Genomic DNA, 14,070 nt, shown 5'->3' with positions numbered 1-14,070 from the left:
TCGGGTTCGGGCCCGTCGCCGGGCCCCCCTTTTGGCGGCGATCGAGGCGCTGTCGAGGGACGCTCGACTGAAGTCGATGCCGTTCCGGCGACCGAGCCGATCGAGCAGCACGTGCTGCAGACGGTCCCACACTCCGGCCTTCTGCCAATCCCGCAAGCGTCGCCAACAGGTCATCCCCGAGCCACAGCCCATCTCCCGGGGCAGCAACTCCCACGGCGTGCCTGAGCGCAGCACGAACAGGATCCCCGTCAGTGCGGCGCGGTCGGAGGTTCGAGGCCGACCGCCTTTCGGCTTGGCCCGTTCAGGCGGCAGCAGCGGTGCGATCTCGGCCCACAGGCCATCGGGGAGGAGCGGTCTCGCCATCTCCACCCAACGCGCCAAACCCGGTTTTGTTAGGGGCTCTTAGAGGCAAAAGCGCCTCGCCCGGGCCTTCAATGCCAGCTCAGACGTAACAGCTGACGTAACGACGTGCGGCTCCTCAGATTACTGCCGCTGCCGGCTTGCTGAGCTCCCGGAATCAGCGCGGACCGATAATCACTGGCAGGCCCCGGATGCCGAGCGGGTGCGGTACTCGACGAGGAAGGTGCTACAAGACCGGCGCGTCTCCTTGAATGCCTGCATCGTGGCTTGCACATCGTCCGCATGCACATGGTTTACGGCCACTTCGGCAGCTGTTGTCGGCTCGTAAGGGACAGCGGTGTAGTCCGGCCACTAATTGTCGCAGAACTCGACTCGACCCACGGCATCGGTGATCCGGACGATCTGGGGAACGGCGCTGGCCATCAGCCTGTCGAGTGGCGGCCGAAAGGACGCCATCGCCGCCGGTTTCCTGATGGGCCGGATAGAGGTGAGCGCCTTCGACGCGACCGGCGTGCACATTGAGGGCAGCAACTGGTACCGCTGGATCTTCCGCTCGGGCGAGGCGGTGGTGCATCACGCCGCCCCGACTCGAGCCGCTTCGGTGGCGTACGCGATTATGGACGAGCACTGGCCGTGGTGTGGCTCCTCCCGTCCGGGTCTCACACAACCGGAAAACTCGCACTCACGCCGGACCAAAGCGATGGGGGGACGTCAAGCTTGTAGCCAAGCGCACCGTGCGGGCGGATCGTGTTGTAGTGCCGACGCCAGCTTTTGATGATGATCTGTGCCTCCTTGAGCGTGTAGAAAATCTCGCCGTTCAGGAGTTCATCCCGCAATCGCGCGTTGAAGCTTTCGACAAAGCCGTTCTCCCACGGGGAGCCCGGCGCGATGTAGGCGGCCTTCGCGCCAATGGCCGCAATCCACGCCTGCACCGACTTGGCGATGAACTCGGGGCCGTTATCTGAACGAACGTGCTCGGGCACGCCGCGCAGGATAAACAGGTCCGAGAGCACGTCGATCACGTCAGCTCCCTTCAGCTTGCGAGCGACGCGGATCGCCAGACATTCGCGGGTGAACTCGTCGACGACGTTGAGCATCCGGAACTTGCGCCCGTCATGGGTGCGCGCCTCGACGAAGTCGTAGGACCAGACGTGATCGCGCCGCTCCGGTTTGAGCCGGATGCAGGAACCATCCCCGTCCCACAGTCGGCCCTTCTTCTGCTGGCGGCCGGGCACCTTGAGCCCTTCGCGCCGCCAGATCCGCTCGACCCGCTTGTCGTTGACCAACCAGCCGACCGCCTTCAGCAGCGCGCCGATCTTCCGGTAGCCATAGCGCCCGTATCGTACGCATCCGGCGAAGGCCGTCTTGTGAGCTGGCCCGTTGAGGCTGAGGTCATAGGAGTAATCCTAGGACCTTGAGCATGACCCAGGCGGGTATCGAACTGGTGAGAGCCGAGCGACGTCGACGCTGGACCCGGGCGGAGAAGGAGCGGTTGGTCGCCGCTTCGTTTGAACCGGGTGTGTCGACCTCGGATGTCGCCCGCCGGGCCGGTCTCCACGTCAGTCAGCTGTTCCGCTGGCGCAAGTTGCTGTGCGAGCGTGTCGGCGGTCCCACGCCAGCACTGGTCCCCGTCGTGATCACTCCCACGTCCGCCGCGATGACGGTCGAGCCTAGTCGAGCGCACAACCGCTGCCGTCGCTCCGGCTGAGTGATCGAGATCGATCTCGGCAGAGGCCGGCGCGTTCGGGTCGGCTCCGACGTCGATGCCGCGGCGCTTCGGCGGGTGCTCGACGCCCTGGAGGGCCGATGATCCCACTGCCGGCCAACGTGCGGGTGTGGCTGGCCACCGGCCACACCGACATGCGCAAGGGCTTTTCCAGTCTCGGCCTGATCGTCCAGGAGACGCTCAAGCGCGATCCCCATGGCGGGCATCTGTTTGTGTTCCGCGGACGGCGCGGCGACCTGATCAAGGTGATCTGGCACGATGGCCAGGGCGCGTGCCTCTACACGAAGCGGCTCGACCGCGGCCGTTTCCTGTGGCCCTCGGTGGCGGATGGAGCCGTGACGATCTCGACGGCGCAACTCGGCTACCTGCTCTCGGGGATCGACTGGCGGATGCCGCAGGAGAGCTGGCGTCCGAGCGCTCTCGGCTGAGGATAACGCATTACAGCGCTTGAAGAATATGCTCTTCTCTCAAGCGTGCCGAACGCGCCCGAGCCCCCGCCGCTTCCCACCGATCTTGCCGCCGCCCATGCCATGATCCTGGCCGAGCGGGCGGCCCGGCTCGCCTCGGAGATCGCGGTCGAACGGCTGAAGCTGGAGGTCGCCCGGCTGCGGCGAGAACGGTTCGGGACCTCCTCGGAGCGCAGCGCCCGGATCGACCAGCTCGAACTCGTCCTGGAGGATCTGGAGGAGACGCTGGCCGAGACCCAAGCGCAGGCGGCCGCCGAGCCCGAAGCGCTCTCCGGTGCGGCTTCCTCTCGGCGCAAGCCCGCCCGCCGGCCTCTGCCCGAGCACCTGCCGCGCGAGCGCGTCGTCCATCCCGGCCTGACGACCTGCGCCTGTTGCGGCGGAGCGCGCCTTCGTCACCTCGGCGAGGACGTCACCGAGACCCTGGAGCGGATCCCGGCGCGCTGGGTCGTGATCCAGCACGTACGCGAGCGCTTCTCGTGCAGCGACTGCGAGACGATCGCGCAGGCTCCGGCCCCGTTCCATCCGATCCCGCGCGGACGCGCGGGCCCGAACCTTCTGGCGGAGGTGATGATGGCCAAGTTCGGCCTGCACCTGCCGCTGCATCGCCAGAGCCAGCGCTTCGCCCACGAGGGCGTACCGATCGACGTCTCGACGCTGGCCGGCTGGGTCGGAGCGGTGACTACCGCCCTGTCGCCCCTGGTCACCCGGATCGAGGCCCATGTTCGAGGGGCTGAGCGCCTGCATCTCGACGACACGCCCGTCCCGGTCCTGGCCAAGGGCAAGACCCGCACGGGCCGGCTCTGGACGGTGGTGCGTGACGACCGTCCCTTCGGCGGCCCCGAGCCGCCGGCTGCAGCCTACTTCAACTCCCCCGACCGCTCCGGCGCGTATGCCGAGACTTGGCTGGGCGACTTCCACGGCATCGTGCAGGCGGATGCCTTCTCCGGGTTCGGTCGGCTGTACGAACCCGGCCGTAAACCAGGCCCGCTGCGCGAGGCGGCCTGCTGGGCGCATGCCCGACGCAAGTTCTTCAAGCTGGCCGAGCTCAGGAAGGCTCCGATCGCGATCGAGGCGGTGGCGCGGATCGATGCGATCTTCGCCACCGAGCGCGCCACCAACGGTCTTGCCGCCGATGAACGCCGCGCGCACCGCCGCACCCGCTCGGCCGCCCTCGTTGCCGAGTTGGAAGCGTGGCTACGGGAGAACCGCGCCAAGCTCTCCGCCAAGGCTCCGGTGGCGCAAGCGATCGACTACATGCTCAAGCGCTGGAGCGCCTTCATCCTTTTCCTCGACGACGGACGTGCCTGCCTGTCGAACAACGCCGCCGAACGGGCGATCCGGCCGATCGCGGTAGGCCGCCGCAACTGGACCTTCGCCGGCTCGGATGCCGGCGGCCATCGCGCGGCCGCCCTCTACACGCTGATCGAGACCGCCAATCTCAACGGCATCGATGCGCAGGCCTGGCTCGCCGCTGTGCTCAGCCGTCTGCCCGACCATCCGGCCCGGCACATCGACGATCTGTTGCCGTGGAACTGGACCCAACATCAGCCCAGGCCGATCGCTGCCTGACACCCCATCGGGAGAACGACCGCGGCCTTCACCGCAGGCGTACGGAATTCGTCATGATCCTGGATCTGCACCGCCAGGGCCTGTCCGTCACCGCCATAGCCCGGCAGCTCAACCTCGACCGCAAGACGGTCCGCAAGTACATCGCCCGCGGCCTTGAGCCGCCTGCCTACAAGCCGCGCCCACCCCGCGAACATCACGTCGATCCCTTCAACGCCTATCTGCGCGAACGCGTCGCCGCCTATCCCGCGCTCACCGGCTCCCGGCTGTGGCGAGAGATCAAGGAGCGCGGCTACACGGGCCGCTACACCGCAGTTACCGATTACCTGCGCACCTTTCGAACAGCGCTGCCCGCTCCCTTCGAGGTTCGCTTCGAGACCCCGCCCCGCCAGCAAGCCCAGGTCGACTTCGCCCGCTTCGAGGTCACGTTCGCCGACGAGCTGGGTGTGACCCGCATCGTCTGGCTGTTCTCGATGGTGCTGGGCCACTCCCGCCACATCTGGGCACGCTTCGTCCTGCACCAGGATCTGCAGACGGTCCTGCGCTGCCACATCGCCGCAGCCGGCTACGAGAACGACTTGGCCATCGCTACCTGATCGAGATCAGCTCTAATAGCGCCCCCGATCCGCCGCCGGTCCATGCACTGCCGGCAAGGCGCTGGTGACGCGCAAAGGCGGCGTCTGCATTGCTTTGCCTCCGCAAATAGTCAAGCATATGTTGCGTCAATCGACTGGCTTAGGCGGCACAAATTATGCTCCGATCTTCCGCAATAGCTATTGCCGCATGTGTTTGCTATTTTGCTGCACGTACACCGTCATATTCTCAGGAATTACCTATCAGCAGTAACGGCGGCATCACATGTTCAGATTATGGTTCTAAGATAAAAGAAAGAATAAGGCTAGATTTTGATATGAACAAAGAATCTTACTACGATTTTTTTATCTCCTCCGGCAAGATATCTGGCCTAATATCTGCTACGGCCGAAAATTTTATCGTGGTTAAGATTATTGATAGCCGACTAGATAAGGAAGAAAAAGCGATTATACCTTATGCGTCCATTCAAGCTTATGTCATTAAGAATCGCCGAAATTTAGGCACTCCCCCGAAGCAAAGTCTAACCGATTGTTTTGTGTTTAACGGTAAGCGCCATTGTATATAATGTGCAGCGTCAGAACTGTCTGTTGATCGTCAGCGGCAACTCGGGCCGAGCGGTCTACGGCGACGGTCGCGACTTTCTGTACTGCGTAGTGGTCGCGGCGTACGCCGCCGACCGGTCCAGTCGCAGATGGCAGGCCGGTGCAGCGGACAGTTCGTCGTCACCGTCGAGCCGCGGCCGTCCGATGATCTGCAGCTCGTCATGCGGTGGTGCTGGCCGTGGACGAGAAGAGCTTGTGTGGATGGCCCCCGGCTCGCAAGCGAAAAGTTGATGGATGAGATCGGTGTGCTTGCAGTCATGTGTCCGGCCTGTTCGCGCGGCGCACACGGCCGCTGGCCACGATGGACGTCCGCAGGCTGGGACCTCATCAGATCCTCGGGTTCGAAACCCTGCTCTTCTTCAGGTTGACCCAGCCCGTCGGTGCGACCGACATTCCCATCATCCTCTCTCTCTCAGCAAGCGTTACGGGGCAGACAGCAGACCCTGATGAGGCTGTAGCGGTCGGCCGATAGCTTTCTCCGCGAAGCATGATTGCCCAAGCGATCCGAGCGGTCTTGTTGGCGAGCGCCACTGCAACCTTCAACCGTGCGCAGCGTGCCAGAAGGCCCTGTATCCACGGATTGGCTTTGGCTGCCTTCGAGCGCAGCAGAACCGTCTGCGCACCGACGATGAGCAATCGCCGCAGGTATTGATCGCCCCTTCGGGTGATCCGCCCCAGCCGCTGCTTTCCGCCGGTCGACTTCTGACGTGGCGTCAAACCTAGCCACGCTGCAAACTCCCGCCCGCTGCGGAAGGCGGCTGCGTCGGCAACCGTGGCAATGATTGCCGAAGCGATGAGGGGCCCGATGCCGGGGGCCGTCGCCAGGCGCTGGCTTATCGGGTTTGCCTTGTGCCACGCACCAATCTTCGCCTCCACGGCAGCGATTTGAGCGTCCACGGCATCAAGGGCTGAAGCAAGGCAATCGAGAGTCGCACGCGCCAACTCCGGCACGGCCGTGTCCGTGCGCATGGTCTCTAACAGACGCCGGACATGCGAGGGACCTTGTGCCTCGATCAGTCCGAACTCGGCCAGGTGCCCGCGCAGCGCATTGATCAACTGCGTCCGCTGATGCACGAGCAACTCCCGAGCGCGATGCAGCACGAGCACGGCCTGCTGCTCTTCGCTCTTGATGGGCACAAACCGCATGGAAGGCCGCGTCACGGCCTCGCAAATGGCGGCAGCATCTGCCGCATCGTTCTTGCCTCGCTTCAGGTAGGCTTTGACGTATTGAGGCGGAATGAGGCGCACCTCGTGTCCCAATCGGCGCAGTTCCCGCGCCCAGAAGTGAGCCGTGGCACAGGCCTCCATCCCGATCCGACACGGCGGTAGTTTTGCGAAGTAGGTCAGGACCTGTCCACGACGGAGGCGTCGCTTCTCGACGACCACCTCGTTTGCATCGACGCCGTGAACTTGGAAAACATGCTTGGCTAGATCGAGACCAATCGTTGTGATCTGCATGACGGATGGCTCCTGTCCTGTGACCTTCGACGGCACCAGCTTGGCACGCTGATGCCGGCAGAGGGGGCCCTCCACCCCATCAGATCCAGGCCCTGGAACGCACCCGCCCCGATCGACCGCTCGCACTAGGACGGCCGGCCACGCGCACTCACGACTGCGTTCGTCACGGCACCACGACGTTGTTTGCCGCGCTCAACGTGCTGGAGGAGACCGTGATCGGCCGCAGCATGCAGCGCCACTGACACCCGGAGTTCCTGCGCTTGCCGGAACGCTGTCGAGTCAACAGTGCCAGCCGGCAAGGTCGTCCACGTGGTCCTCGACACCTATCGCACCCACACCCACGCGAAGGTGCGGGCCTGGCTGTCGCGCCACCCGCGCTGGGTGTTCCACTTCACCCTGACCTCCGCCTCCTGGCTCAACGCTGTCGAGGAGTTCTTCTCGGCGCCGTCACGTCGGCGGCTGCGGCGCGGAAAGTTCAATGGCGTCGTCGACCTGCAGGCGGCCATCAAGCGCTACATCGCCGAGCACAACCAGCAGTCCAGACCCTTCGTCTGGACCAAACCCGCATCCGCAATCCTCAACAGCCAGGCTGCACCATCCGTGTGAATCAATGCACTAGAGCCGTTCCCGATCGGGTTGGGACGGGGCGGCTGGAGCTATGCAGGATTTTAGGTGACGGAGGTGGTCAGGCGGCGCGGTGATCTGGGCTCGCGGTGACCTCGGTCCCGTCGCGGAAGATGACGCCGGCCACGACCTTCGGCAACTGGTTTTCGCCCTTCAGCCGGCGCCAGGTCTTCGAGGCCGCCATCACGAGCTTGAACACCATCAGCTTGGCGGTCGTGGCCGAGAGTGCGCCTTTGGTCCGCACGGTCCGATGCCGCACTGTAGCGAACACGCTCTCGATCGGGTTCGAGCTGCGCAGGTGGTCCCAGTGCTCGGCCGGGAAGTCGTAGAACGCCAGCAGCGCCTCGCGGTCCTTGGTCAGGCAGTCGGCAGCGCGCGCGTACTTGGCCCCGTACTTCTCGACGAAGACGATCAGCGCCGCCTCGGCCGCCGCACTTGTCGGCGCACCGTGGATCTCGCGCAGGTCCGCCTTCATCGCCGGCTGGATGGACTTCGGCACCTTGTCGAGCACGTTGGCTGCCTTGTGAACCCAACACCGCTGGTGAGCGGTGCCGGGGAAGACCTCGTCCAGCGCCCGCCAGAAGCCGAGAGCGCCATCGCCGACCGCGATCTCGGGCGCGATCGACAGCCCGCGCCGCTTCACGTCGATGAGCAGCTCCCGCCAGCTCTGGGCACTCTCGCGCACGCCCACCTGGAAGCCGACGAGCTCCTTGCGGCCCTCGGGCGTCGCTCCGATCAGCACGAGCATGCACTCGGCCTGCTCCTCCATCCGGGCCTGCAGGTAGACGCCGTCGGCCCAGACGTAGGCATAGCGGCGTGCGGAGAGATCGCGGCCCTGCCAGCGGGCATACTCGTCCGCCCAGGCCGCGGTCAGCCGGGCGATGACGGCCGGTGAGAGGTTCGGGGCGTCACGCCCCAGAAGGGCGGCCAGCGCGTCCTGGAAGTCGCCGGTCGACACGCCGCGCAGGTACAGCACCGGCAGCAGCGCATCCAGGCTGCGGGTGCGCCGCGCCCACTTCGGCAGGAGCGCCGAGGTGAACCGGATCCGGTCCTCGGACCCGCACGCACCGCGATCCCGCACACGGACCCGCGCCACTGGCACCGGGCCGATGCCGGTCTGGATCGCCCGCTCCGGGCCATGGCCGTGCCGCACGAGGCGTGCGCGTCCGTCCGGCAGCCGAAGATCCTGCATCGCGCTCAGAAAGGCCTCGGCTTCCAGCTCCACGGCCTGGGCGAGCAGGCGGCGGGCACCGGCGCGCAGCACGTCCGTCAGGGGATCGTCGATGTCCTCAGGCTGACGAAACCGGACGATGTTGGTAGGTGTCTGCATAGGCGTATCGCTCTCGCTGAGAGGTTCTGGCAGGCTCGACACCCGCCTCGATACGCCGCCTTCACACCTCCGTCGTCACCCAACTTCCGGCATAGCTCGGCGGCTGCGTAGCCCACGCGAGATGAAGCGCGGGTCCCCTCTCGCGTCCGGGAGAGGGACAAGGTGAGGGGCGTGCGGCTTCCGGGCGACGCGCACCCGGACCGTGCGGCAAGGCGCCTTCAATCCTAATGCGGCGCGTCCCTCACCCCAACCCTCTCCCGAACGGGAGAGGGGGCCTGTCGCGGCTGTCGCGACCGGAGGCGCCCGACTTCCAAACCGTTGCAACCCGATCGGGAACGGCTCTAGAACTGTTCAAACCTCGCGATTGCACCGATCTCGGATTGGCCCGGTTATTTTTATGAATCCTTCAATGAGTCTCTTCCGTCGTGAGATATCGATTACACATCTCAATTTTTGAAAACAGGGACTCTTCCTCGATCTTTACGCGCCGATTAAAGGCGTTGTTATATAGCAAACCGAGACTGCATTTATATGGAACGGCAGAGGCAGCCAATGAACAAATTTAGATTTTATTCGACGGTCACGATCATATTTTTGATGTCGGCATCAATGTTCGCTGTATCATCTGCAATTGCTAGCCCTGGTCTGGGCGACGATGAAAAAGTGCAGAGATACTGCAACGGTGTTGGCGGACCGGATTCTTCCAAGTTGTGTATCGGCCTCTGTCGATCACTCGAGGCTAAAGGCCGTATTCGAAACCTTAGCCATGCCTCGAGCGGAACCTGCATCGGAACCCTCAGAGAGCGAGAGTCATCCGCAGTCTCAGCAAAAGGAGCCTGCAACAATCGTTTCTGCATATACAGGCTGAAAGAAACTAGTCGGCCGAATGTCTACGCTGGCTCCGGATATACTGTGACATATGCGGGAGGATTCGAGAAATCGCTGACTATAGCGGACAAAATGGGTCGCAGAGGAACATACGAGTTGTGTGGTAATTGTAGCTTCGGTTCAGCAGGATATGAGAAGGGAACTCTGAAGGGAGTTATTTTCAATTCAGGAAGAAGCAATGAGTTGGTAATTCAAGTGCCGAAGAAATTCACTTCCCAACGCTAGCTGTTTGGTGGTGGAACGTGTTGGGACCGGGTGCGTTAGGCAATCATGGAGCATGCCTGTTGCTTTGACGGTTATCGTGGCCATGGCGCCCGCCGGAGGGTGATCCGCCCCCCATTGAAGTGGCTCTCCGTCGGGTTTGATGGATCATGCTGCAAGGAGGAAGCGGCGACGCAGCCGGTCGAGCTTGGCCCGGCCGTACATGGAGCGCTTGAGCATCTTGGGGCGGTTGACCTGCCCCTCGTCCTGCCCGCTGCTCCAGGCTAAGCGAAGGCCGGCGCGAACGTCAGCCCCGTCCTGATCGAGGCTGACGACGAAGCTCTCGACCACCCGCACGCCTCAGGCTCGGGCGTCGGCCAGCTAAGCATCGAAGGCGGCGATGATGCCGGGCTCGGCCTGCGCGCCGCCGCAGCATCTGCGAACGATCTGACAGAATCGCCGGCCGAGATCGGCAACCTGGGCCGCCTCGTCATCCTGCAGCGCGCGCGACCGCAGCGGCGGCGTCGGCGTCTCGTTTCGTATGTGCTATAGATTCGTGCCGCATCGCGCACCACCCGTTCGACTGTCCCGTCGCGGCTGGGGTGGCGATCACTGCCCGAACGAGAAGCCCGCGCCTTCCGCCTCGCGCCCTTGCAGCAGAGCCTTCAGGCGGTCGACTTCGGCCCTGAGCTGCTCTTTCTCCGATTTGTGTTTCTGACTGGCGAGGCTCACCTTCTTGAGTGCAACGACCGCGTTGTCGACAATCCGCTGTTTCTCAGCCACCTGCTGCCGAAGCGTGTCTATCGTCGAATCTTTCTCTCGGCTGATGTCTGCGCGGATGGCCGCCCCGGCCAGTCGCAGCCGGTTCACAAACTCGGCGCTGAGGCCTGCGAGGATGGCCCTGCGCTCCTCGTCGAAGGCTGCTCGCCTATCGGTGTGCTCTAATTCAATCTCCTCCTTGCGCTCCTCGACGCGCTTGATCGCGAGGTGCAGCTGGCGCTCGCGACGTTGACGTTTCGGCCCGTGCCGATGGTGGCCGAAGGCGGAGCTGACTAACGTGTGAAAATCGTCTTGAATGCCCCGCATCGCCGCGACGTAGGCGCTGCGTTGCACACCCTTCGCGCCCTTCTCCGCGGTCACGCGCGCGATCGCTGCTCGCCCGGGGTGGATCTCATCAAGCCGCAGCCGGCCGTCCTCCCCGATGTCGGGGACCACGATGCCGTGGATATGGAGAAATGGCTCGTCGTGGTGCTCGACGACGCTGAGCAGGTTATGGCCGAACAAGCCCGCGAGCCACGACAGCACCTTGGCGCGCCAAGCCTCATAGGTTGCCCTCTCCCCACTCGACTGCCCCGCTTCGACGAGCGAGCGGGGCACCGGGTAGGATGCGACGACCGCCAGCATAGCGACGCCGTCGCTACGTAATCTCCGGCCGCGGCTGTCGCGTGCGAAGATCGCCCGGCCGGTCGCTATGCGCCCCGCCTCTACCGGGGACATACCGAGCAGGATGTGGGCCGGCCGGACCTCAGCGAGATGGGCGCATGCGCCCGGAAGCCTTGCGGCTTCTGCGGTGATACCGCTGATGCAAGCTCTTGGGGCATCTTTCCGCCGCGACTGGACGCCGTAGCCATCGATGTGGACGAACTGGTGATGCCTAACGTCGGACATGATAACACCTCCGACGCTGAGTCTTTCTTGCGGCGACGCATACAACCAGAGCGCCTAGGTAGAAATTCGGTTGGGCTCGCATTTTCTAGTCGGTCCTAGAATGTGGGCTGCTGCCATGTCCGGCTAGCCATCGAGGCGGGAAGCAGGTCAGACGAGCCGCGAGCCGCCGTCGATGTGCAGGGTCTCGCCGTTCATGAAGCCGTTGCTCATCAGGAACACGACGGCCGCCTCGGCTTCGTCGGCAGTCCTCAGGGCGGCGGGCCGGCAGCTTCTCGGTCAACGTGGCGGAATAGGCATCGCAGTGCGCGCCGAGCGCGCGGGCCGGGAGCGGCGTGTCGGTACTGCCCGGCGATAGGGTGTCTACCCGGCTGACGCCAGGCAACGCCAGCGACGTGACGACCGCCGCCGGCGGTGCTGGCCGAGGCGCCTGGCCGGATCCGCCGCTTGAGTGCCAACAAGGGCTACGACGCCAACTGGCTGCGCGCTGACCGGCGCAGCAGAGGGATCACGCCCGTCATCCCAGGTAGAAAATCGTCCATCAAGCTGCCGAGAAGCGGGCTTTTCGAGGGTCTGTGAAGGGTCGCAAGCAACCCCTCGCTCCGGGTACCAAGCGTCAGATTTTGATCGCTAGCCGGTCAGGTCAGGTGCAGCCCGGGGGCGAACGCAAACAGCTTCTTGTGGTAGGCTTCCCCAACTGAGAGATTGCTTTGAGGAAGCGGAAAGGAGCGGGCCATGAACGAAAAGTTGGGGGTTTGTACCACCTTCCCGCGCCAGCAACTAACAGCCGTCGCATCAAGGATTGAGTGCGGAGAGCGGCTGAGCGGAACTACAACGTCAGGCTCGGCAGCAAACACACGGGTGCAGTTGGTCTGGGGGATGCCAATCGATAACGCGCTTGCTGAGGCGCTTAGCCGTGCAGGCAATGCAACATTGACCGATAAGTGCGGCCGAAAAAGAGCCGTTGACCCACGTCAGCATATAGTGGCGGTTATAGATCTGGAAGCACAAATTGTAGAACCTGGCGACATTGCGATCAGAATAGAAGATCAAGTTACGAAGCTGGAGGCTATTTTTGGTGCAAATTTGCGCTGCGTGTGCGCTTTCGATCTTGGTGCTTCGCGTACGCTGATCCGGTCCCTGATCGTGCCTCAAGAAGACTCAATGCTTGTAAGCGCGCTGATTGGATCTTACCGTTATCGGCCATTTCGGAAGCCTTCAGCAACTGCGTCGTCCGGGTATAATGCAAGGAAGTCGCGTTCTGGGCCCGGTCTGATCACCAAGACTATCTATGGCGGCGGCGTTTCACTGGAGAATTGTTTCGGCCGCACGAAACTTCAGCCCGAAGGCACGTATCAAAATTTGATTTCTGGAGATCCCGCTTCTGTGGAAAACGAGGTGGAGGCTGACCTTGCTATTCCGTTCCGGCACCATGTACACACTGCCGAACCTGATGTGGGCGTAGCGGCCGCTCGGAACTGGATCCCCGCTAAGGCGGGAGAAAATGTGGCGGATTATCCCCCCCTCTCCGCCACTTAATTGAATTAAATCATCAATTTAACTGAGTCTTCTGACGGGGTTGCAGTAGCCAGCCGACGTTGCGCCCCACATTTCGAAACTTGTAGTCCCCGAGCGGCTCCGGCAGGCGATCGATGGCATCCGGGAGAAGTTCGGCCTCTTCCGAACGTCACGCCTGCCGGATCGTCGGCCAGCACCGGGGTACGCAGCGCTACGTGCCCACGCTACGTGCCCACACTGCCGGCGGACGCGGATGTGCTGACCCGCGCCATCATGGCCCTGGCGTCCGAGTACGGGCGCGACAGATACCGCCGTGTCACCGCGCTGCTGCAGGCAGACGGCTGGCCGGTGGGCAAGGATCGGGTTCATCCTTCGAGAACCTCAGGATGAGGGCATCTGGCGCCGCGAGGGGCTGAAGGTCCCCCAGGAGCACCGGCCGCGCGGCCGTCTCTGGCTGAACGACGGCTCATGCGTGCGACTACGGCCGCTCCGCCGCAACCATGTGTGGAGCTTCGATTTCGTGCAGGCGCAGACACACGACGGGCGGAGCCTGCGCATCCTGACGCTGATCGACGAGCACAGTCGGACATGCCTGGCGCTGAAGGTGGCCCGACGCATCAACAGCGTAGGTGTGATCGAGACGCTGGCCGATGCGATGTGCCTGCACGGCATCCCGGAGCACATCCGCTGCGATAACGGCCCCGAGATGATCTCGAAGGCGCTGTGCCAGTGGGTCGCCAAGACGGGGCCACAGATTCAGTACATCGCACTCGGCTCGCCGTGGGAGAACGTGTACTGGGAGAGCTTCAACGGTAGGCTGCGCGACGAGTGCCTGCGCCAAGAGATTTTCTGCTCGCTGAAGGAGGCGCAGATCGTGATTGGTCGATGACAATCTACCTACAGCCGCGTCCGACCGCATTCGTCGATTGGCTATCGGCCACCTGCGCCTGTCCTGTGTGGATGGCTCCCGCATTGCAAGTGGCGAATTGAGCTTCTGACGCGTTGGTCGGGTGCAGTCTTGTGTCCGGCCTTTCGATGCAGTCGTTCATGTTGACCGCTGGCCCTGATGGT

The 14,070-nt window shown here is 63.6% G+C and carries 6 protein-coding genes and 8 pseudogenes; 8 read left to right on the top strand and 6 right to left on the bottom strand.

Annotated features, from left to right (window positions below; genetic code table 11):
- Both ACLBX8_RS30780 and ACLBX8_RS30775 read right to left on the bottom strand, forming a co-directional pair.
- A pseudogene (locus ACLBX8_RS30780) lies at nucleotides 1-363 on the bottom strand (transposase); the annotation flags it as partial.
- 656 nt (nucleotides 364-1,019) lie between these two features.
- Nucleotides 1,020-1,703: pseudogene (locus ACLBX8_RS30775) on the bottom strand (IS3 family transposase); the annotation flags it as partial.
- Nucleotides 1,704-1,780: 77 nt separating this feature from the next.
- Here ACLBX8_RS30775 and tnpA point away from each other — a divergent pair.
- From tnpA to ACLBX8_RS30755, 4 genes and pseudogenes are all read left to right on the top strand, one after another.
- Complete coding sequence (tnpA, locus tag ACLBX8_RS30770; protein WP_447716330.1) at nucleotides 1,781-2,068, top strand: IS66-like element accessory protein TnpA; 288 nt, start codon at nucleotides 1,781-1,783, stop codon at nucleotides 2,066-2,068.
- Between the two features lie 98 nt (nucleotides 2,069-2,166).
- Nucleotides 2,167-2,514, top strand: a complete 348-nt coding sequence (tnpB, locus tag ACLBX8_RS30765; RefSeq protein ID WP_024827170.1) for an IS66 family insertion sequence element accessory protein TnpB — start codon at nucleotides 2,167-2,169, stop codon at nucleotides 2,512-2,514.
- A 102-nt stretch (nucleotides 2,515-2,616) separates the two neighbouring features.
- A complete protein-coding gene (gene tnpC, locus ACLBX8_RS30760; RefSeq protein ID WP_447716329.1) occupies nucleotides 2,617-4,122 on the top strand; it encodes an IS66 family transposase in 1,506 nt (501 codons plus the stop codon).
- Between the two features lie 53 nt (nucleotides 4,123-4,175).
- Nucleotides 4,176-4,679, top strand: a pseudogene (locus ACLBX8_RS30755) (helix-turn-helix domain-containing protein); the annotation flags it as partial.
- A gap of 1,086 nt (nucleotides 4,680-5,765) precedes the next feature.
- On the opposite strand, the pseudogene ACLBX8_RS30750 reads toward ACLBX8_RS30755, so the two are convergent.
- Nucleotides 5,766-6,773, bottom strand: a pseudogene (locus ACLBX8_RS30750) (IS110 family transposase); the annotation flags it as partial.
- Nucleotides 6,774-6,853: 80 nt separating this feature from the next.
- On the opposite strand from ACLBX8_RS30750, the pseudogene ACLBX8_RS30745 reads away from it, so the two are divergent.
- Nucleotides 6,854-7,379 (top strand): annotated as a pseudogene (locus tag ACLBX8_RS30745) (transposase); the annotation flags it as partial.
- Between the two features lie 79 nt (nucleotides 7,380-7,458).
- On the opposite strand, the gene ACLBX8_RS30740 reads toward ACLBX8_RS30745, so the two are convergent.
- The 3 genes and pseudogenes from ACLBX8_RS30740 to ACLBX8_RS30730 form a co-directional block, all read right to left on the bottom strand.
- Complete coding sequence (locus ACLBX8_RS30740; protein WP_447716328.1) at nucleotides 7,459-8,727, bottom strand: IS256 family transposase; 1,269 nt, start codon at nucleotides 8,725-8,727, stop codon at nucleotides 7,459-7,461.
- A gap of 1,257 nt (nucleotides 8,728-9,984) precedes the next feature.
- A pseudogene (locus ACLBX8_RS30735) lies at nucleotides 9,985-10,348 on the bottom strand (ISL3 family transposase); the annotation flags it as partial.
- Nucleotides 10,349-10,425: 77 nt separating this feature from the next.
- Nucleotides 10,426-11,484 (bottom strand): hypothetical protein, encoded by a 1,059-nt coding sequence (locus ACLBX8_RS30730; RefSeq protein ID WP_447716327.1) that lies wholly within the window; start codon nucleotides 11,482-11,484, stop codon nucleotides 10,426-10,428.
- A 368-nt stretch (nucleotides 11,485-11,852) separates the two neighbouring features.
- Between ACLBX8_RS30730 and ACLBX8_RS30725 the strand changes: the two are divergent.
- The 3 genes and pseudogenes from ACLBX8_RS30725 to ACLBX8_RS30715 all read left to right on the top strand — a co-directional run.
- Nucleotides 11,853-12,015 (top strand): annotated as a pseudogene (locus ACLBX8_RS30725) (IS5/IS1182 family transposase); the annotation flags it as partial.
- 201 nt (nucleotides 12,016-12,216) lie between these two features.
- The gene (locus ACLBX8_RS30720; RefSeq protein WP_447716326.1) at nucleotides 12,217-13,020 is read left to right on the top strand and encodes a hypothetical protein; all 804 of its coding nucleotides are present in this window, start codon (nucleotides 12,217-12,219) and stop codon (nucleotides 13,018-13,020) included.
- A 52-nt stretch (nucleotides 13,021-13,072) separates the two neighbouring features.
- Nucleotides 13,073-13,969, top strand: a pseudogene (locus ACLBX8_RS30715) (IS3 family transposase); the annotation flags it as partial.
- Nucleotides 13,970-14,070: the final 101 nt, after the last annotated feature.

The organism is Methylobacterium sp. D48H, assembly GCF_053345715.1.
Note: the sequence above shows the minus strand (reverse complement) of the source record. Positions and strands in the feature narration are given on the sequence as shown.